Origin of the sequence: Roseovarius lutimaris (assembly GCF_900115165.1) — a bacterium.
Classification (GTDB): Bacteria; Pseudomonadota; Alphaproteobacteria; order Rhodobacterales; family Rhodobacteraceae; genus Roseovarius; species Roseovarius lutimaris.
Map to the genome: position 1 here is coordinate 103,782 of NZ_FOVP01000008.1, position 18,980 is coordinate 122,761.

Genomic DNA, 18,980 nt, shown 5'->3' on the forward strand with positions numbered 1-18,980 from the left:
TTTACTCGACCCGCAAGACCGCGTGTTATCCTTGGGCGAAAAGCCCCGTCAACGCCCGTTTGACCAGCCCGGTGACAGACGGCCGACGCAGGCGCACAAAGGGCAAGGGGCGACAGACCTCGATGGTGGCAACCCCGACGCGCGCGGTCAGCGCGCCGTTGACCACGCCTTCGCCAAAGCGGCGCGACAGCTTCGAGACAAGCCCGCCGCCGGCCACGCTGCTGATCAGGTCATCGCCCACCGCCACCGCGCCGGTGGCCACCAGATGCGCCATGACCGCACGCGCCAGGCGCCAGCTTCCCAGAACCCCGGCGCGCCCGCCATAAATCTCGGCCACCCGGCGGATCATCCGCAGATTGGCCACCAGAGCACCGATCACATCGGCAAGCGCAAGCGGCACAAGTGCTGTCACCGTCGCCACCTGCCGCGCGGCGGTTTCAACCTCGCGCCGGGCAAGCGCATCGAGCGGCGCCAAAAGCTCGGACTCGGCCAGACCGATCAGCGCCTCTGCGTCAAACTGTTCAGGCGCGCGCTCCTTTAGGCGCTCTTGGCCCCAGCGGGTCTCATCGCGGGTGGCGTAAAGCGCCTGTAGACGGTCCACTACACCACGTGCCTGAACCAGATCGGCGCCCGCAAGAGCGCCAACCGCCGCCCGGTTAAGCGCGTCTAGCCGCCCCAAACGCACAAACCCGGCCATTTCGCGCAGCCCAAGCAGAACGGCGATGCCCAAAAGGGCAATCCCCATCGCCGCCACCAAATATCCGAGGATCGGCACCCGGTCGATCAGGTTCAGAGCGAAATCCCAGGCCGCGACCGACACAGCCGCCCCCAGAAGACCAAGCGCAAGCGCCCAAAAGGCGCGGCCAAGGCGCGAGGGCGGGCGCGCTGCGCCGCTGATCGTCGCCTGCATGGCGCCCCCCTGCGGCATTTCTGCGTCGGGCTCGGGGATCGGCGGCGCGCGGTCGGGGCCGAGCGTGTCGGCGCCGTCATCGAGTTCGATCAACACCGGGCCGGTTGATTTTGCCTTGCTCATTGGATTGCGCCTTTCTCGGAGGTCCAGACCATCAGGATATCGGGCAGGTTTTCGTCATTGCCATAGCCCGGACTGCGCCCGTATTCGATAAACCCGTTGGCCGCATAAAACGCCTGCGCCCCGGTATTTGCCTCAAGCACCCATAGATCGAGCGCCTGCGCCTCGGCCTTGGCCTCGGCCAAAAGCGCGCGCCCGATGCCCCGGTTGCGACGATCGGGATGGACATAAAGCGCATGAATGCGGCGGCCGTCGCGCACAATAAAGCCGGCCACGCCGCGCCCGTCCTTGAGCACCCGCACCCAACCCCAGCGGATCACTTTGACGAAGGTGGTGAGATCTTCGCGCCGCGTGCGCACCTGTGGCAGCCAGGGCGTCGCGCGGGTAAAGCGCCACAGGATCACCGCGAGGCGCGGCAGATGCCAGAGCCGCGCCGGGCGCGGCTCCATTACCGGAACAACGATACTCATAGGCGATCCCCAAGCAGAAACTCTGCGGCGCGGTCAAGCCGGATATGGGGCGGCCCCTCGCCCGGCCGCAGGTTTAGCCGCGCCGGCGCAAAGCGCATCACGTTATATTCGCCATCAAGCCAGCGTGTCGCGCCGGAGCGCGAGGCCGACAAGAGCGCGCCGGGGTCCTGCGGCAAGGCACCGGGATAAAGCACCGCCTGCTTGCCGGTCTCCAACAGCCGCCCGCGCACGCAATCGAGATCGCGGCCCTCATGGCTTAGCTGTTCCTCGACGGTGGCGCGCAGCGCCGCAATCGCCATGGCCTCGGTGTCGGCGCCGGCAAAATCGGCACGATCGCGCGCCTCGCGGGTCAGCGCCGCCATAATCGCGGTCAGCTGCGGGTGTTGGTTGTGGTGCAGGTGATCGGCCTTGGTCGCGGCAAACAGGATCTTTTCGACCCGTTTGCCGATCAAGAGCCGGGTCAGAAAGGCATTTCTGCCGGGCCGGAATGTGGCAAGGATCTCGGCCATGGCGCGGCGCATGTCCTCAACCGCCTGCGGGCCCTTGTGGATCGCATCGAGCGCATCGACCAGCACCACCTGCCGGTCGATGCGCGCGAAATGATCGCGGAAAAACGGCCGCACGACCTCGCGCTTGTAGGCGTCATAGCGGCGCGCCATCTCGGAGCGCAGGCTTTTGCGCGTGCCCGCAGGCCCCTCGGGCAAAGGTGCAAAGGTGACCACGGGCGACCCGGCAAGCTCTCCCGGCAGCAAGAAGCGCCCCGGCGTGCAGTCATAAAATCCGGCCTTGCGCGCGGCATCCAGATAGGCGGTAAACCCCTGCGCCAGCCCCTGCGCCACCGGCTCTTGCAGGGGGGCGGCGGAATCGACCCCGCCAAGCGCCGCAAGATAGGCCGCCGCCTCTGGCCGCTTGGCGAGGCGCGCCAGAACCTCGGCCGACCAGGCGTCATAGGATTTATCCAGAAGCGCCAGATCAAGCAGCCATTCGCCGGGATAATCGACGATATCCAGATGCACGGTGCGCGGCCCGGTCACCCCCGCCAAAAGGCCGGTCGGGCGCACCCGCAGCGACAGGCGCAGTTCAGACACGGCACGCGTACTTTCGGGCCAATGCGGCTCAGTCGCGGTGAGAGCGGCCAGATGATGCTCGAAATCAAAGCGTGGCAGGGTGTCATCGGGCTGTGGCTGAAGGAAGGCGGCACTGATGCGCCCCTCAGAGGCGGCCAAAAGCCCCGGCATCCGGCCGCGATCCATCAGATTGGCCACAAGCGAGGTGATGAACACCGTCTTGCCCGCGCGTGCAAGCCCGGTGACGCCAAGGCGTATCACCGGCTCGAACAGGGCGCCCGACACCCGGTCGCCTACCCCCTCGATCCCGCGCGTCAGCCCCTCTGCCAGCTGTGAAATCACCAAACACCCGCCCCTTTTACACCGGTTTGCCCCAAGATAGCCGCGCCGACCGCCACTTGCTAGGGGGGCAACGCGCTGGTTTTCCCCGCAAAACGTCAGGATCAGGGCATGGCGCGGGAGATTGAGTATTTTTGGAACGGTGAAAGCCAATGCCGGTGATAGCCAAAGCGATTTTTCCGCGCTATACGGGCGGAAATTTGAGGAGCCCCAACATGGCCGAGACCGAGCAGCCGCAACTCTATCTGATTACTCCGCCCGAGTTTGAGCTTGGCCGCTTTCCAGAGACCCTCGCGCGGGTTCTGGATTCGCAAGAGGTGGCCTGTGTGCGCCTTGCCCTGGCGAGCCGCGACGAAGATCGCATCGCGCGCGCCGCCGATGCCTGTCGCGAGGTGACGCACACGCGCGACATTGCCCTGGTGATCGACACGCATGTGTTGATGGTGGAACGGCTTGGGCTTGACGGGGTGCACCTGCTGGATGGCGCCCGCACGGTACGGTTTGCGCGCAAGGAGTTGGGCGAGGATGCGATCATCGGAAGCTTTTGTGGCACCTCGCGTCATGACGGGATAAGTGCCGGCGAAGCGGGCGCCGATTACATCAGTTTCGGCCCTGTCGGCGCCTCGGCACTGGGCGATGGCAGCCGGGCCGAGGACGAGCTTTTTGACTGGTGGTCGAAGATGATCGAATTGCCGGTCGTGGCCGAAGGCGCGCTTGACGCGGGTCTTGTACGACAGCTTGCCCCGGTCACGGATTTTTTCGCCTTTGGCGATGAAATCTGGCAACATGACGATCCGGTCGCGGCGCTTGGCAATCTGGTCGCGGCAATGGCCGAGGTTTAACGGCCCTGCCGATCCTTTGGCATGGCCGCGCGCACAGCATTTTCGACATGCGCGGCCAATGCCTTTCTATCCGGAAATTCGTCAACCTTAACAGGGTCATGGTAGACGACCTTCACCTTTCCTTGCCGCGCCGCGCCCAACACTTGTAACGCGTGAGCGCCAAAGGTCATGTTGCCCCACCAGCCGTAAAACCGCGGGTCTTGATCGTCGGGCGCGTGATAAATCACCGTAACCGGCTGAACAAAGATGTCATGGCGAATGTTCTTGCTAAAGAACGCCTGAAAAAGCGTTGATTTAAATGGCAAAACGCGCAATCCATCGGTCGAGCTTCCCTCCGGGAAGAACAACAGCTTGTGCCCCGCCCGAAGTCGGCTTTCGAAAATCTCGGTCTGGGCACGCGCCTGTTTGGGATCACGGTTGATGAACACCGTCCCGGTGATCCGCGCCAAAAGCCCGATTCCCGGCCATTTCGCCACCTCGGACTTGGAGACGAAATACACCCGTTTGCGCGCATTGAGAGCAAAAATATCAAGCCATGATGCGTGGTTAGCCACCACAGCTCCGGCATGGCGCATCGGTGCGCCTGCCACCTCGTGGCGCATGCCGAGCACGACAAAGGCCATCCGGCACACCGATTGGGTGATATGGGGCGTCCAGGGGCGGTGCAGCTTGTAAAGAGGCTGTTCTATCGACCGTATCACCGCAGTTAGCACGACCCCGATGAGAAGAATGCAAACCAGGATCGCACCGCGTAAAACCGCGCGCGCAACGCCCATGGGGCCAAGCCGGACCACCGCAGGCGGGTCCGGCGAATTCCAGGTGAAACTCACCGTGCAAGCCCTTTGGAATAAATGGATTTCCTTTTGCTATTCAGCCGCTCTGTGTCCATCACAAGGCAAACATCCGTGGTGTTGAACTGATGATCGACATAAGCGCCCTCGCCGACATATCCGCCCATCCTGAGATAGGCCTTGATCAGGGCGGGCACCTCGAGCATCGCCGCGCGCCGGTCCAGAGCGTCGGCGGGAATCAGGTTCATGCTTTGGAAATACTCGCGACGGGCGCGCACGCGGATTTCGGGCGGCGCAAGATAGCGGTGATGCAAGAGCGACAGCGGCCGCGCCAATGTGGCGGGCTCCGTACCATGAAAGCTTGCCACCCCGAACATGATTTCCACTTGATAATCAGTGATATAGGCGGCCAGACCATTCCAGAGATGATACATGCCCGGCCCGCCGCGATAAGGCTTGGCCAGACAGGAGCGCCCCAGCTCCATCAGCCGCCGCCCGCTGTTGCGCAGGATCGAGAGATCATATTCATCCTCTGAATAAAACTGACCGGCGCGCCGGGCCTGATCATCGCGCAACAACCGATACGCCCCGACAACAGCGCCGCCCTGCGCATCATCTAGCAAGAGCAGGTGGTCGAAATAGGTATCAAAACGATCAAGTTCCAGCCGCGCGGCGTGATCCACCATCGGGCCGGTGCCGCCCAACTCCTCGACAAACACCTCATAGCGCAGGCGTTGCGCGGCCCGCAACTCTTGCGGGGTTGTGGCGAGCTTGACGCGAAAAATTGGGGAGCTGGCGGGCATTTCGCTCTCGGATTGGTGGCTTTGGCGAGGGTTTAGGCAAGCGCCCCAGCAATGACAACACGCGTTAAAGGCGCATCTGGTCGAAAAGGCGGGGCGATGTTAACCTTTTGCTAACCATGATCAGGGATCAAAGACGACAACAAGTTCCACCCGCGCGCCGTCAATCACCACCTTCCCGACCTCGCGAAAGTTAACGGTGATACGGCCCGCGATATTCGATTGCACCTGGCCGGTGCCCCAATCAGGCTGTTGGGGGTGGCGGACAAACATCCCGGGTTCCAGTATCGAGTTCATATCGCTCATGTCGTACCTCGCTTCGGAGAATAGCTTTGAACAACCATAGTCAGACCCTGGCCGCATTGATAGGCTCTCGTATCTGCCATGACCTGATAAGCCCGATGGGGGCTGTCACCAACGGCTTGGAATTGCTGGAACTTTCCGGCATGGGCACCTCACCCGAAATGGTGCTTATCTCGGAAAGTGCGGCGGATGCGAATGCGCGCATTCGGCTGTTCCGGCTGGCCTTTGGCACCGCCTCTGCGCGTCAGAGCCTGCGCAGTGAAGACCTTGGCGCTATTCTGGCCACGGTCTATCGCACCGGGCGAATCGCACTTGACTATGGCCTGTCGGGGACAGTGACCCAGCCCCTTGCACAGGTGGTAGTGTTAAGCCTTTTGTGCGCGGAACAGACCATCCCCTTTGGCGGCACCCTCTCGGTCACCCAACACGAGGGACAGTTCGAGATCAGCGCCACCGGCGGGCGGCTTCAGATCAATGACCAGCTGTGGAACAGCCTTGGGGCGATGGCGCCCGCGCCCGAGGTGACCCCGGCGCAGGTGCAGTTTCTGTTGTTGCCAGAGCGGCTGGCCGCGCTTGGGCGCTCGGCGCAGGTGGACCACGGCGAGACCGAGCTGCGGCTTCGGTTCTAGGCGCGCGTGGTTCCATCGCCGTCGACCAGATATTTGAAGCTGGTCAGCTGCGCCGCGCCCACCGGGCCGCGCGCATGCATCTTGCCGGTGGCGATGCCAATTTCCGCGCCCATGCCGAATTCGCCCCCGTCGGCGAATTGGGTCGACGCATTGCGCATCAGGATCGCGCTGTCGAGACGGGCAAAGAACCGGTTCGCGGTGGCGTCATCCTCGGTGATGATACAATCGGTGTGGTTTGAGCCATAGCGCCGGATATGGGCGATCGCGGCGTCAAGATCATCGACCACCTTGGCGGCGATGATGCTGTCAAGGTATTCACACCCCCAGTCCTCCTCGGTGGCCGCCGTCGTGCCCTCAATGGCGCGCAGGCTCGCATCGGCGCGCACCTCGACCCCGGCATCCAGAAGCGCACGCACCACGCCCTGGCCGATGGTGCCAATGATATCGCGGTGGATCAAAAGACACTCGGCCGCGCCACAGATGCCGGTCCGCCGGGTCTTGGCGTTCATCACCACGCGGAGCGCCTTTTCGGGGTCGGCCTCCTTGTCGATATAGATGTGAACGATGCCCTCCAGATGGGCGAAGACCGGCACCCGCGCCTCGCGTTGGACAAGGCCGACAAGGCCCTTGCCACCACGCGGCACGATCACATCCACCGTATCGGTCATCGTCAAAAGCGCCTGCACCGCCGCCCGGTCACGGGTCGGCACAAGCTGAATTGCATCCTCGGGAAGGTCGACGGCGCGCAGCCCCGTAACGAGGCAGGCGTGTATCGCGCCTGATGAGTGAAAACTTTCAGACCCGCCGCGCAGGATCACCGCATTGCCGGATTTAAGACAGAGCGCCCCGGCATCCGCCGTCACATTCGGGCGGCTTTCATAGATCACGCCGATTACCCCCAGGGGCGTGCGCACGCGGCGGATATGAATGCCGGTGGGCTGATCCCATTCGGCCAGAACCTCGCCCACCGGATCATCCTGGGCGGCCACCGCGCGCAAGCCCTCGACGATGCCCTTGATGCGGCTCTCGTCCAGCGCAAGGCGATCCATCATCGCCTCGCTCAGCCCCTTGTCGCGGCCATAGGCCAAATCCTTTTCATTGGCGGCAAGGATATCCGCGCGCCCGTCCCAGACCGCATCGGCGGCGGCCTCAAGCGCGGCCCGTTTGGCCTCGGGGCTGGCCACGGCCAGATCGGCGGCGGCGGCCTTGGCACGCGCGCCGATATCGGCCATCAGCGCGGCAATATCTTGATGCTCTGTCATGTCACACTCTCCTCTTCGGGGTTTGGCACCTAAAACGCCATGTCGTCGCGATGCATCAAGGGCCCACGCGCCGCATGGCCAAGCACCGGCTCGATCTGGTCCAAGCGCAAGCCGCTTATTTTCTGTGCATCCGCGCCATCGTAGCGGGTCAGCCCTTGCCCCAGCGTGCGCCCGGCCTCATCGACAACCTCAACCGGGTCACCGCGGCCGAATTTGCCGCTGACCAGAAGCACCCCGGCGGGCAACAGGCTGCTGCCCGAGCGCAGCGCCTTTGCGGCCCCGGCATCGACCACGACCCGGCCTCTGGGCTTCATCGCCGCGATCCAGGCCTTGCGCTTTTGCTGGGGGTCGCCCTGGGCCAAAAACCATGTGGCGGCGGCCCCCTCTTCAAGCGCCTTGATCGGGTGCAGAACCGCGCCCTGAGTGATCGCCATGTCACAACCGCCCGCCGTGGCAGTCTTGGCCGCCAAGAGCTTGGTTTTCATGCCGCCCTTCGAGAGGCCCGACCCGGCATCACCGGCCATCGCCTCGATCTCTGGGGTGATCATCTCGATCACGTCATAGCGCGTGGCGTCGGGGTCTTGTGCAGGGTTGGCCGTATAGAACCCATCCACGTCCGACAGCAGGATAAGCTGATCGGCGCCCGCCGTGACCGCCACCTGCGCCGCCATCCGGTCATTGTCGCCATAGCGGATTTCATCGGTCGCGACGGTATCGTTTTCATTGACGATCGGCACCGCACCAAGGCGCAAAAGCTGTTCCAGCGTGGCGCGCGAATTGAGGTAACGACGCCGATCCGCGCTATCCTCAAGCGTGACAAGCACCTGCGCCGAGATGATGCCATGCGCGCCAAGCGCCTTGTCATAGGCCCCTGCCAGCCGGATTTGCCCGACCGCCGCCGCGGCCTGACTTTGTTCAAGCGACAGCTCTGTTGCCGGCAGGCCAAGCACCCCGCGCCCAAGCGCGATGGAGCCCGACGAGACCAGAATGACATCGGTGCCGCGCGCGCGCAGGCGCACCACGTCCTCGGCAAGCGACCGCAGCCAATCGGCGCGCAAATCGCCGGTGACCCGGTCCACCAACAGGGCCGAGCCGATCTTGATCACAAGTCGTTTGGCCTTGCTTACGGTTGCCACGGCGCGCTGTCTTCTTCGGTGGTGATCTTGTGGCGCAGGCGGTCGTCGTCGATCTGCGTACGCAGGGCGCGCAACACATCCGTAACCCCTTCGCGCGACACGCCCGACATCATCATGACCGGCCCGCCAGAGGCCTCTTCAAGCAGCGCGCGGACCCCGGCACGTTCCTCATCATCAAGCGCGTCGACCTTGTTGAGCGCGGTCACGCGGGGCTTGTCGGCCAAATCACCGCCATAAAGCTCAAGCTCGTTGATGATGGTGTGGTAATCCTCGGCAACGGTTTCCGAGGTGCCATCAATCAGGTGCAACAGAACTGCGCAGCGCTCGACATGGCCAAGAAACAAATCGCCAAGCCCCTTGCCCTCGGAGGCGCCCCCGATCAGGCCGGGGATATCGGCCACGACAAATTCAACCTCATCGACACCGACAACCCCAAGGTTGGGGTGCAGCGTGGTAAAGGGATAATCGGCGATTTTGGGCCGCGCATTCGATGTGGCGGCCAGAAAGGTGGATTTCCCTGCATTCGGCAAGCCCAAAAGCCCGACATCGGCGATCAGCTTGAGGCGCAGCCAGAGCGTGCGCTCGACGCCTTCCTGCCCCGGATTGGCGCGGCGCGGGGCCTGATTGACGCTGGTCTTGAAATGCAGGTTGCCAAAGCCGCCATTGCCGCCCTTGGCCAAAAGCACGCGTTGGCCAACCTCGGTCATGTCGGCGACGACGGTTTCCATATCCTCGTCAAGGATTTCGGTGCCCACAGGCACGCGCAACACGATGTCATCGCCGGTATAGCCGGTGCGCTGACGGCCCATGCCCGGCTGACCGCTTTTGGCGAAGAAATGCTGCTGATAGCGGAAATCAATCAGCGTGTTGAGACCGTCAACCGTCTCGGCCCAGACCGAGCCGCCATTGCCGCCATCGCCGCCATCAGGGCCACCGTATTCGATGAACTTTTCACGCCGAAAGCTGACACATCCGCCGCCACCGCCGCCAGAGCGAATATAGACCTTGGCAAGATCGAGAAACTTCATCTGTCATCCTTACGCAAAGGCCGATGGGGCCTTAATCCGCTTTTCTGCTATAGGTCCAGGTCGCGACCTTTGCGCCGCGGGCGACGCAAAATGTCTCGGCATCTCCAAGATACTGAAATCCGCAATTGGTCAAGACCCGCGCCGAGGCGGCATTATCCTGAAACACGCTGGCAAAGGTCATCCGCGCGTTATGCGGATTGGCCGCCAAAAGCGCCTCGACCGCCGCCGAGGCGACGCCGGTATTCCAATAGGCGGGCGCCACCCAATATCCGACTTCTGATTGCGCCTGATCGACCCGTACAAGGCTTATCAGCCCCATAAGCTCTGATCCACCGGTCTTGCTGGCGTCCATCGCCCAGAAATCCTCGGTCCGGTCGGGGGCCTGCGCGCGCGCGATCATCGCCTCGGTGGTGCCGGGCGGCAGGGGGTGCGGGATGCTGCTGGTGTTCATCGCCACGCGCGCATCGCTTGCGTTCATCTCGATCAGCCCGGCATCCGACACCCGAAGCGGGCGCAGGTCAAACCGTTCGGTTTCGATCACCGGCTGGTTTACAATCGTCTCAAGCCTCATGCGCTTCCTCCTCCAAAGAGCACGAATAGAACCGAGGCAACGGTCAGCGCCGCCAAGGTCCACATCAGATATTTCTCAGCCGTGGTCCCCGCCACGGTCTGGGCGATCCGGTCTCCTCCATAGGTCCAGATCGGATGAAGAATGGCCTGTAAGCCAAATAGACAGATGGCAATCCAGGCAGTCGCCTGCAAGGCCGGGGTGCCCGGTGTCACGAAATTGGTAAATCCCGTGACAATCATCGCCCAGGCCTTGGGATTAAGCGGATGCACAATCAACCCGGCGACAAAGCCTGGCGGCGTTTCAACCGGTTTTCCACCATCCAGACGCAGATGCGCCACCTTCCAGGCCAACCAGCAGATATAGGCCGCCGACACCCATTTCAGCGCCGCGAAGACGCCCGGTGCCTGCGCCGCCAACCCCATCAGGCCAAAGCCGATGGGCCAGATGATCAGCTGTTTTCCAAGCGCCACGCCTGCCACAAACGGCAGTGCTGCGCGAAAGCCAAAGCGCGCGCCCGTGGCCAATAGCGCCATATTGGCCGGCCCCGGTGTGCCCACCTGAGACGCGCCAAACGCCAGAAAACTGATCACGGCAACGCCCATCTCGGGTTGCCTCCTGCGCAAAATGAAAAGGGACCGGCGGTATCGCCGATCCCCTTGATGTTCAAAACAACCTTAAGGTCAGCTTATTCAGCGGCCTCCGCCACTGGCAGGACCGAAATAAAGGTGCGGCCCTTGAGGCCCTTATGAAACTTCACAGCGCCTTCGACCTTGGCAAAGATCGTGTGATCCTTACCTTCGCCAACGCCCTGCCCCGGCCAGAACTTGTTGCCGCGCTGACGCACGACAATATTGCCCGGGATCACAGCTTCGCCGCCATATTTCTTGACGCCAAGGCGACGGCCGGCAGAATCGCGACCGTTACGGGATGAACCGCCTGCTTTTTTATGTGCCATCTGGTCTCTCCTTAGCCTTTAGCCAGTTCTTTGGCCTGTGCGATCCAGTCTTCACGACCCACACGACCTTTGAACGACAGTTTCTCTTCGATTGCATCGACGTCCGCGTCGGTCCATTCGGCAATCTGAGCAAAGGTTGTGATGCCTTCACCATGCAGTTTTTTCACAATCACCGGACCAACGCCAGAAATCTTCGACAGATCGTCGCCCCCGGCGGCTGCTTTCGCGGCTTTCTTGGGCGCGGCGGCTTTCTTGGCAGGCTTTTCAGCCGAGGCCAGTGCCGTTGCTGAGACCGAGCCAGAGCCCATGGCGGCTTTGACGCCGGACTTTTCCGCGCCATCGGCCAGAATCTCGGTCACGCGCAGCAGAGTAAGCTGCTGACGGTGGCCACGGGTCCGCTGCGAGCCGTGCTTACGACGACGCTTGACGAAATTGATGACCTTGTCACCCTTGACCTGATCAACGACCTCGGCCTGAACCGCGGCGCCCTCGATGAAAGGCGCGCCGACAACAGGTGCGTCGCCGCCCAGCATCAGAATCTCGTTAAATTGAACTTTTTCACCGGCATCCGCTGCAAGCTTTTCAACACGAAGCATGTCCCCTGAGGACACCTTGTATTGCTTGCCACCGGTCTTGAGGACCGCAAACATTGCATTTCCTTCTTTCGTCTCCGCGCTCTGTGGTCCCCGAAATTCCGGGCGTTTCTGGCCTTGTGGCCACCTCGAACTGCGCGCCCCCTCGGGCGTCATTCAAAAACAAACCCGGCAAGATCATCCCGCCGGGTTGCGCGCTTATTCTGGAAAGCCGGGTGAAAGTCAAGGGTCATCACCCCAATCCTTGCGCGATATCGCCTATAAATCCTCGCCCTGCATCTGAAGCGCCACGGCGCGACCAAGCTGATAGGACAGATCCTCATACATCCCGTCATAGGCCGCGAACAGCGCCCGGTTCAGATCGCGCCCGGCGGGGCTCTGGTAAAGGGCGATATAGGCCTCAAGCTTGCTGCGCGCCAGTGGCTGATAGGCCAGTACCAGAAACGAGCGGAGCCAGATCTCGGTCTGTTTGCGCATGTCCTCTTCCTGGGCCCAGATATCGGCCAGCATATCCGCCTCTGGCAGATCAAACCCACCGCCGTCGGCAAGCCCGGTGTAAAACACCAGATTGGCGTTGAGCGCCCCGGTTACATTGCGCTCGATCAGGTCACTGTCGTCGATAAAGACATCCACCCGCTCGACCAGAACATCGCCGTCCTTGACCATCTGGCTGTAAAGCTTTTCGGTCGCCGTCTCGACTTCCGGATCAAGCAGCGATTTGCGCGCCGCCAGTTCCAGTGCGACGATCTCCTGCCCCGGCCCCTCGAAGAAGGTCAGAAGCGGCGCCAGATCGACCCCGTCAAGGGCGGCAGTAAACCCCTCGGTCACCTTGGTTTGCATCGTATCGCGGTCATAGACCTGAGCGACAATCGCATCCCATCGGGCAAGCTCGCCCTCGGCCAGCATTTCCTGGCCCACCTCACCGCCATAGCGCAGCCCCTCGTCGCGCATGATCTCGATGGTTTCCTCAAACCGCAGCGCCGTTATCAGGCGGCTTACATCCCCGGCACGGTCCGCCAGAGCGGGGCCTGCCAGAAAAACCAGACCGGCCAGCCCCCCGAAAAGTGCCCGCCGCGTGATGCGCGCAAGCTGTCTCATAGCTCTTGACCGGGATGCATATCGGCCATCCGCGCCGCCAGAACCTCGAAACGCCCGGCCATGATCTCGTATTGCACGGCATTCATAAGCTCATAGACCTGCGCCATAAGCGGATGCTGCAACGCCTCGACATAGGCGCGAAGATCGTCGGTGCCGAGTTCCTGATAGGTATAGGCCGCATTCGCCAGGGCCGAGGCCTGCAAGGCCTCGCGCAGCTCATCCTCGCCCTCGGCCAGAACGGCGCGCAAGGCGCCCTCGTCCAGCCCGCTCTCAAGCACGCCCGCATAAGAGGCCGCCAGCAAAAAGCGAAGCTGAATTTCCTGCACCGCACGCACGCCCGACCCGGCCCCGTCGACGGCATCGTTCATGTCGCGCAGCACCTTGAGGCGCGCCGCTTCGGTCTCGGCGAGCAAGGCCTCGCCCTCGGCGCGCTTAGCGTCGTCATCCTCGACCAGATGCGAGGCATTCTCGACCGCCACAAGCCGCTGGCCAAGGTCAGAGGCGTAAAAATCCGCCGCATGAATCAGCATTTCGTCGCTCAGGGTCTCGGAGAGGATATCAAGGCCAGTGCTGCGCATCCGCCCGGTATCAAACACCTCGCCGGCCACCCGCGCCCAGTCATGGCCGAAATCGCTGGCCGAAAGGCCAAGCATCGCAGGCGCATCGGCGGCGGCGAGCGCGATACTGTCAAGCGCCACGCCAAATCCCGTCACCTCAAGAAACGCCTCAAGCCGGTCCCGGTCGGCCGCGCGCAGCGGCACAAGGCCGATCAGCACGATCAGCGCCCCGAGAAACACGATCCTCGCCAGGCGCGGCATCTGGCGTATCGGGGTCACAAGCATTGCGGTCTGTCCTTCTCTGGGAGTCTGAAAATGCGGCTGTCTCCAACCTAGGCAATTTATCCCGACAAACAACGCAAAACCCCTTGCCCCCCCCGCCAAAGGCAATTAAACGCCCCCCACCAGACCCCCGCGGAGAGGTGCCGGAGTGGTCGAACGGGGCGGTCTCGAAAACCGTTGATCCTGCAAGGGATCCCAGGGTTCGAATCCCTGTCTCTCCGCCACTTGCCATTAAAATTGCCGAATAAACTCCCAATTAGTGGGTTTTTGTCGATCTAATGTCAGTTTTCACGCGATGATTTCAGGGTGCCCACAAGCTTTCCGGCCCGCTAAGATCGCCGAAACGTGATCGGGGCAAACATGGCAACACGCGACGAACTCTATGCAAAATTCGGCATAACCGCCGAAGCGGCGCAACTTTTCGAAACGGAACTTGGAACGTTGTTGCTTTCGGTAAGTGCGATAGAAAACGGTTGGCATTTGACGCCCGACCCGGTGAACGCCCGGAAAGCACTTGACCAAATCGAAGCGCATACACTTGGACGGTTACTTGGGGTTCTTAGAGGCAAAGTTGCCTTCGATGAACACTTAGAGGAACGCTTTGCGTCGGCTTTGAAAGCGCGAAACCGCCTAAACCACGGCTTCTATGAGCGTCACAACTTCAAGATACAAACCGACGAAGGCCGCGACGTGATGATTGCCGACTTGGAAGAACTTCATGAAGAACTTTTTCAGGTATGGCGTATGGCTTCAGGACTAACTGCGGTTATGGCGAAGCTTGTGATAAAACTTCGAAGCGACCCGCCGAACGACCATTAGCGAAAGACCCTGGCACATCGGCTGCGCTACATAGTTCCCGGAAACTACAAGGAATTGAGCATGGAAACCATTACTTCGGACATTCTTACGGGTTTAGGTTTGGCGATTACGCTGGCCGGGGCTTGGATAACGGCCCGCGCAGTCATTTTGAAGGAAGCCGACGCAATTAATATTGGGCTTTCTCGTGTGGTTGGCGGAACCAATGAAGAGAAACTTCAATTGCCAATGGTGCAAAACTTGCTTGCATCTTCGCGCGGGGCGCGACGCGGCCTGTTGTTCATTGCAGGCGGAACCGCGCTGCAAATCGTTCCGATTGCTATTCGGCTAATTTTGCGGGCACTCGCATAAAAAAAGACCCAACGCTTTTAAACGCCGGGGTCAGGTAGCTTTCAAGTGGCCCTAGGCAGATCGTTAGAAACAGGCTTGAGGCAGCCCATAATCAAACGGTCGGCGTCGGGGGCAACGCCCGCAGAAACAGCCGCCTGGCGCAAGGTTTGCCCGTTGCCCCTCAATCCGGATAAATCCCGCCCGCCTTGTCAGGCGGCGCGGGTGAGGCAGGGTTCATTGGTCTCGATGAAGGCGCTATGCATGGCCTTGATGGCCGGTTGCAGCGCGTCGCGGTCGAGGATGAACTGAACATCGACATTGCGCGGCCCCTGGCTTGCCCCGATGGCCGAGAGGCCGGCATCGGCAATCGCGACCAATCCGCGTGTCAGCACCGACAGACCGCTCAGATCGCGCCCGATGACCGAGGCCATCGCCAGCGTCCGGGTAGAAATCTCTGCGGCGGGAAAGGCCTTGGCGATATCCTTTTCGACCCGCCGCATCGTCTTGAGCGAGGAATCAAGGTAATGCGTGATGGTATTGGCGTTCGAGACCTTCGAGACAATCCGCACGTCATGGCGCGTCAGGATCTCAAGGATCGTCGCATCATAGCCTTTGACGCCAACCATATCCTGTTCAAAGACTTCCAGCGACACGATATCGAGGCCGGTCACGATCTCGACCGCGGGCACATCGGCCGGCTGGTCGTCGATCAGGGTGCCGGAATCGTCGGGCTCAAACGCATTGGTGACCCGAAGCGGCACATCCGCCTGACGCAGGGTCTTGGCGGCTTGCGGGTGGATCGCCTCCATCCCCATATTCGAGAGTTGATCGGCAACGTCGTAATTGGTGCGCCCAAGCTTGCACACAACGCCCTCGCCCACGATCTTGGGATCACAGGACGACAGGTGAAATTCCTTGTGAATGATCGCCTCGCGCGCGCCTGTCAGCGCGGCGAGCTTGGAAAATGTCACCTCGGAATAACCACGGTCGAATTCACGCATCAACCCCTTGGCGCATTGCGCATAGCCGGTGACGATCGGCATTTCGGTATGCGGGTCGATGTTGTTCATCGCCTTGGAAATACGCTCTTCCAAGGTGACATCGCCCTCGTCGCGCCAGCCCGACAGGTCGACAAAGCGGGCGTTCACGCCTGCGCGGTGCAGCAAAAGCGTGGTGACAAAGGCCGAATGGGCCTCGCCCAGCCCTGACAAAAGCTCTCGGATCTGCAACATATGCTCCGACAGGCGGAAATGGCCGTAGGTACACAGCCGCTGTAGATCGATCAGACAGTTGCGCGCGCCAAGGATACGTTCGGCCACAAAGCTGTCGGCCTGCTCGATGTCGGCCGGATGGGTCAGCACCTCGCGCTGTAGCTTGTGCATCGCGTCCTCGACACGGGTCAGCGCCTCATGCCAGCCGTGGTCGGTATCGGCATTGGAAAACAGGGCATAAACGCCGGGCTCGCCCGTTTTCTTATGTTCGAGGAGCAGGTTCGTGATCCCGCCAAAGGCAGAGACCACGAACACGCGACCATACAGGTCGTCCCTCTCACGGGACCCGATAAACAGGGTATCCTTTAGCTCATTCACACGGGACATGGATGTCCCGCCGATTTTCTCGACAGTATGGGTCATAGTCTGTCTTGCCGGTTTAGTAGGCAAGCTCCTCTGCTGGCGCGTAGGATCCGTCTTCGCGGTGTACTTCCGTACCCGTCACCGGCGGATTGAAGCAGCACGCCATGTGCAGCTCTTCTTCGGCGCGCAGGATGTGTTTGTCATGCAGGTTCAGGGCGTACATCACACCGGGCTTGATCTCATGGGTCTCGCCGGTGGCAATGTCGGTGATCGAGCCTTTACCCTTCATGCAATAGACGCTTTCAAAGTGGTGCTTGTAGTGGAACGTATGTTCCGAGCCCGCTTCGAGAACTGTGATGTGGAACGAAAAGCCCATTCCGTCATCCGCCAGCAACATGCGCGTTGACGTCCATTTTGCATCGGCGATATGGCGGTCCGTGCCCTGTAGTTTGTTGAAATCACGTACGATCATTTTGCTATCACTCCGCAGCCATTTTCATTTCATTTGTAACGTCGCTGGTCGCTTGCGCAAGGATATCAAAGCCTTCGCGCATGATCTCAGGCGAGGTGGTGAGCGGGGCGAGGTACTTGATGACTTCGTCGTTGGCCCCCGAGGTCTCGATCACAAGACCAAGGTCATAGGCCCTTGCGCAGATCGCAGCCGCCAGATCGCCCGAGCCGACATCTATGCCTTGCATCAGGCCCCTGCCCTTGAGGCTGGCGCCCTCGACAAGCCCGGCGATGTCGTTGAGCGCAGTGGTCAGCACCACAGCCTTGCCGGCAATCGCCTTTTCAAACTGGTCATCCGACCAGAATTTCTCCATCGCGACACGGGCCGTCACAAAGGCATGGGTATTGCCGCGGAACGTGCCGTTGTGCTCGGCCGGCTTCCAGATGTCATGCTCGGGTTTGATCAGCAAGGCCGCAAACGGCAGGCCGAAGCCCGACAGCGATTTTGCCTGGGTGATCATATCCGGTTCGATCTTCGCGCTCTCGAAGGAAAAGTAGGTGCCCGCGCGACCGCAGCCCGACTGAATATCATCGACGATCAGCAATGCGCCGTGCTTGCGGGCGATCTTTTCGATGCCCTGCATCCATGCATCGGAGGCGGCATTAAGCCCACCCTCGCCCTGGATCGGCTCAAACACAAAGGCCGCAGGCGCGTCGATGCCCGACGACGGGTTCGACAGCATTGCGTCGATCAATTCCAGCGTGTCGATATCTTCACCAAGTGAGCCTTCAAACGGCATATGGGTGACATCGCTGAGCGAGCCGGTGCCGGCGCCGCCGCGTTTGGACGCGTTGCCGGTCAGCGCCAGAGCGCCCATGGTCATGCCATGAAACCCATTGGTAAAAGCGATCACATTACGACGACCGGTCACCTTGCGCGCCAGCTTGATCGCCGCTTCAACGGCGTTGGTCCCCGTCGGGCCGGTCATCATCACCTTGTAATCCATGCCGCGCGGGGCAAGGATGCTCTCTTCAAACGCCTTGAGAAAGGCGCCTTTCGCATCGGTGTGAAAATCAAGCCCATGGGCAATGCCGTCGCCAGCGATATGATCCATCAGGGCGGCCTTCATGTCGGGATCATTATGCCCGTAGTTCAACGATGAACAGCCCGCCAGAAAGTCGATATAGCGGTTGCCGTCGACATCAAAAAGTTCAGAACCGCGCGCCTGTGTGAAGGTCGCCTTCATATTGCGGCAATAAGAGCGGGCCTCGCTCTCGCGGCGGTTATAGATAGATGTATTCTGTGCCATGTCTTTGGTCATGGGGTGTCCTTTCCCTTTTTGAGGGTACGTCGTGAGAGGGGGGGGGTATTCAGGCGACGCGCTTGAGCTTCATCCTGCGCGGCAGGGTGATGCTCACCATGTGTTCGGTGTCGTGGGCGCCGTCGAAATGCGCGTCCTTTTTGAAATGGGGCGCATCCGTCAGCTCACCGCCAATGTCGTTGGCAAAGCTACGAAACAGCCCCCAGGAGGCGTCATTATCCTTGGTGATTGTGGTCTTGAGAGTCGTGGCATCCCTGGTCTCATCGCGATTGACGAGGTCCAGAAGCATGGTCTTGCCAAGGCCGATGCCGCGGGCATCGGCGCTCACGGCGACCTGCCAGACAAAAAAGGCGTCCTCACCCGGAATCATATGGCCCGATATCCAGCCAACGATCTCTCCGTCCAGCTCGGCGACCACGCAGGTATCGCTGAAATGGTCGGCCTGAATCAGATTGGCGTACATCGAGTTTTCATCAAGTGGCTTGCAGGCACGAATCAGCTCCCAAATTGCGGCGCCGTCACTTGCATCGGGCTTGCGCAGGTTTGGTTTAGACTTTGGGTCAGTATAGCTGTCTTTCGGCATTTGCTCGCGCGCTCCTTGGTTATTACGATTTATAAAATAGTATAGCCTCCGAATTACTTCAACAGTAAAACTACTTTTCCTCAGAAATGCGGCATTATGCCGTTATAAGCGCATTATTGGCGATTTTAATAATTCACTAAATAAATCATCAC

The 18,980-nt window shown here is 61.0% G+C and carries 23 protein-coding genes and 1 tRNA gene; 5 read left to right on the plus strand and 19 right to left on the minus strand.

The features are described from left to right. Nucleotides 1-25 precede the first annotated feature (25 nt). The 3 genes from BMZ91_RS08650 to BMZ91_RS08660 are packed head-to-tail and all read right to left on the minus strand — an operon-like array spanning nucleotide 26 to nucleotide 2,912. Complete coding sequence (locus tag BMZ91_RS08650) at nucleotides 26-1,033, minus strand: YcjF family protein (protein WP_092837143.1); 1,008 nt, start codon at nucleotides 1,031-1,033, stop codon at nucleotides 26-28. Beyond that, complete coding sequence (locus BMZ91_RS08655; protein ID WP_245736269.1) at nucleotides 1,030-1,500, minus strand: GNAT family N-acetyltransferase; 471 nt, start codon at nucleotides 1,498-1,500, stop codon at nucleotides 1,030-1,032. The genes BMZ91_RS08650 and BMZ91_RS08655 overlap by 4 nt, the downstream gene beginning before the upstream one ends. Beyond that, nucleotides 1,497-2,912, minus strand: coding sequence for a YcjX family GTP-binding protein (locus BMZ91_RS08660; RefSeq protein WP_092837150.1), 1,416 nt, complete (start codon nucleotides 2,910-2,912; stop codon nucleotides 1,497-1,499). Before BMZ91_RS08660 ends, BMZ91_RS08655 begins: the two co-directional genes overlap by 4 nt. Before the next feature lie 209 nt (nucleotides 2,913-3,121). Here BMZ91_RS08660 and BMZ91_RS08665 point away from each other — a divergent pair, with 209 nt between their 5' ends. Next, complete coding sequence (locus tag BMZ91_RS08665; protein WP_092837352.1) at nucleotides 3,122-3,748, plus strand: thiamine phosphate synthase; 627 nt, start codon at nucleotides 3,122-3,124, stop codon at nucleotides 3,746-3,748. Here BMZ91_RS08665 and olsA read toward each other — a convergent pair. From olsA to BMZ91_RS08680, 3 genes are all read right to left on the minus strand, one after another. Next, the gene (olsA, locus tag BMZ91_RS08670) at nucleotides 3,745-4,578 is read right to left on the minus strand and encodes a lyso-ornithine lipid O-acyltransferase (RefSeq protein WP_092837153.1); all 834 of its coding nucleotides are present in this window, start codon (nucleotides 4,576-4,578) and stop codon (nucleotides 3,745-3,747) included. The two genes, BMZ91_RS08665 and olsA, sit on opposite strands and share 4 nt — an antisense overlap. Beyond that, nucleotides 4,575-5,342 (minus strand): L-ornithine N(alpha)-acyltransferase, encoded by a 768-nt coding sequence (gene olsB, locus BMZ91_RS08675; protein ID WP_092837156.1) that lies wholly within the window; start codon nucleotides 5,340-5,342, stop codon nucleotides 4,575-4,577. The genes olsA and olsB overlap by 4 nt, the downstream gene beginning before the upstream one ends. 120 nt (nucleotides 5,343-5,462) lie before the next feature. Next, nucleotides 5,463-5,645: a DUF3553 domain-containing protein gene (locus BMZ91_RS08680; RefSeq protein WP_092837159.1), complete on the minus strand. Its 183-nt coding sequence runs from the start codon at nucleotides 5,643-5,645 to the stop codon at nucleotides 5,463-5,465. A gap of 26 nt (nucleotides 5,646-5,671) precedes the next feature. Here BMZ91_RS08680 and BMZ91_RS08685 point away from each other — a divergent pair, with 26 nt between their 5' ends. Beyond that, nucleotides 5,672-6,271, plus strand: a complete 600-nt coding sequence (locus tag BMZ91_RS08685) for a histidine phosphotransferase family protein (RefSeq protein ID WP_143076316.1) — start codon at nucleotides 5,672-5,674, stop codon at nucleotides 6,269-6,271. Here the strand turns inward: BMZ91_RS08685 and BMZ91_RS08690 are convergent. The 9 genes from BMZ91_RS08690 to BMZ91_RS08730 form a co-directional block, all read right to left on the minus strand. Continuing rightward, nucleotides 6,268-7,533, minus strand: a complete 1,266-nt coding sequence (locus tag BMZ91_RS08690) for a glutamate-5-semialdehyde dehydrogenase (protein WP_092837165.1) — start codon at nucleotides 7,531-7,533, stop codon at nucleotides 6,268-6,270. The two genes, BMZ91_RS08685 and BMZ91_RS08690, sit on opposite strands and share 4 nt — an antisense overlap. A gap of 29 nt (nucleotides 7,534-7,562) precedes the next feature. Next, complete coding sequence (gene proB, locus BMZ91_RS08695) at nucleotides 7,563-8,669, minus strand: glutamate 5-kinase (protein WP_092837168.1); 1,107 nt, start codon at nucleotides 8,667-8,669, stop codon at nucleotides 7,563-7,565. Continuing rightward, the gene (obgE, locus tag BMZ91_RS08700; protein WP_092837171.1) at nucleotides 8,657-9,697 is read right to left on the minus strand and encodes a GTPase ObgE; all 1,041 of its coding nucleotides are present in this window, start codon (nucleotides 9,695-9,697) and stop codon (nucleotides 8,657-8,659) included. The genes proB and obgE overlap by 13 nt, the downstream gene beginning before the upstream one ends. 31 nt (nucleotides 9,698-9,728) lie before the next feature. Then, nucleotides 9,729-10,268, minus strand: a complete 540-nt coding sequence (locus BMZ91_RS08705; protein ID WP_092837174.1) for a GNAT family N-acetyltransferase — start codon at nucleotides 10,266-10,268, stop codon at nucleotides 9,729-9,731. Beyond that, nucleotides 10,265-10,870: a LysE family translocator gene (locus tag BMZ91_RS08710; RefSeq protein WP_092837177.1), complete on the minus strand. Its 606-nt coding sequence runs from the start codon at nucleotides 10,868-10,870 to the stop codon at nucleotides 10,265-10,267. Before BMZ91_RS08710 ends, BMZ91_RS08705 begins: the two co-directional genes overlap by 4 nt. 83 nt (nucleotides 10,871-10,953) lie before the next feature. Beyond that, entirely contained in the window at nucleotides 10,954-11,223 is a 270-nt protein-coding gene (rpmA, locus tag BMZ91_RS08715) for a 50S ribosomal protein L27 (protein ID WP_085825549.1), read from the minus strand. An 11-nt stretch (nucleotides 11,224-11,234) separates the two neighbouring features. Continuing rightward, nucleotides 11,235-11,873, minus strand: a complete 639-nt coding sequence (locus BMZ91_RS08720; RefSeq protein WP_092837180.1) for a 50S ribosomal protein L21 — start codon at nucleotides 11,871-11,873, stop codon at nucleotides 11,235-11,237. A 201-nt stretch (nucleotides 11,874-12,074) separates the two neighbouring features. After that, nucleotides 12,075-12,914 carry a DUF2059 domain-containing protein gene (locus BMZ91_RS08725; RefSeq protein ID WP_245736271.1) on the minus strand — a complete coding sequence of 280 codons (840 nt, stop codon included), beginning with the start codon at nucleotides 12,912-12,914 and terminating at the stop codon, nucleotides 12,075-12,077. Then, nucleotides 12,911-13,756, minus strand: a complete 846-nt coding sequence (locus BMZ91_RS08730; protein ID WP_245736273.1) for a DUF2059 domain-containing protein — start codon at nucleotides 13,754-13,756, stop codon at nucleotides 12,911-12,913. The genes BMZ91_RS08725 and BMZ91_RS08730 overlap by 4 nt, the downstream gene beginning before the upstream one ends. Nucleotides 13,757-13,887: 131 nt before the next feature. Here BMZ91_RS08730 and BMZ91_RS08735 point away from each other — a divergent pair. The 3 genes from BMZ91_RS08735 (at nucleotide 13,888) to BMZ91_RS08745 (ending at nucleotide 14,920) form a co-directional block, all read left to right on the plus strand. After that, nucleotides 13,888-13,977: transfer RNA gene (locus BMZ91_RS08735), tRNA-Ser, on the plus strand. Nucleotides 13,978-14,113: 136 nt separating this feature from the next. Then, nucleotides 14,114-14,572, plus strand: coding sequence for a hypothetical protein (locus BMZ91_RS08740; protein WP_143076317.1), 459 nt, complete (start codon nucleotides 14,114-14,116; stop codon nucleotides 14,570-14,572). Between the two features lie 60 nt (nucleotides 14,573-14,632). Further along, nucleotides 14,633-14,920 carry a hypothetical protein gene (locus tag BMZ91_RS08745; RefSeq protein ID WP_092837186.1) on the plus strand — a complete coding sequence of 96 codons (288 nt, stop codon included), beginning with the start codon at nucleotides 14,633-14,635 and terminating at the stop codon, nucleotides 14,918-14,920. Nucleotides 14,921-15,108: 188 nt separating this feature from the next. Here the strand turns inward: BMZ91_RS08745 and BMZ91_RS08750 are convergent, their stop codons facing one another. Genes BMZ91_RS08750 through ectA form a run of 4 tightly spaced genes read right to left on the minus strand, consistent with a single transcriptional unit; the run spans nucleotide 15,109 to nucleotide 18,828 of the window. Next, the gene (locus BMZ91_RS08750) at nucleotides 15,109-16,533 is read right to left on the minus strand and encodes an aspartate kinase (protein ID WP_092837189.1); all 1,425 of its coding nucleotides are present in this window, start codon (nucleotides 16,531-16,533) and stop codon (nucleotides 15,109-15,111) included. 16 nt (nucleotides 16,534-16,549) lie between these two features. Next, nucleotides 16,550-16,945 carry an ectoine synthase gene (locus BMZ91_RS08755; protein WP_092837192.1) on the minus strand — a complete coding sequence of 132 codons (396 nt, stop codon included), beginning with the start codon at nucleotides 16,943-16,945 and terminating at the stop codon, nucleotides 16,550-16,552. Nucleotides 16,946-16,952: 7 nt separating this feature from the next. Next, nucleotides 16,953-18,245, minus strand: a complete 1,293-nt coding sequence (gene ectB, locus BMZ91_RS08760; RefSeq protein ID WP_092837195.1) for a diaminobutyrate--2-oxoglutarate transaminase — start codon at nucleotides 18,243-18,245, stop codon at nucleotides 16,953-16,955. Between the two features lie 49 nt (nucleotides 18,246-18,294). Continuing rightward, a complete protein-coding gene (gene ectA, locus BMZ91_RS08765; protein ID WP_092837198.1) occupies nucleotides 18,295-18,828 on the minus strand; it encodes a diaminobutyrate acetyltransferase in 534 nt (177 codons plus the stop codon). Between the last annotated feature and the right edge of the window lie 152 nt (nucleotides 18,829-18,980).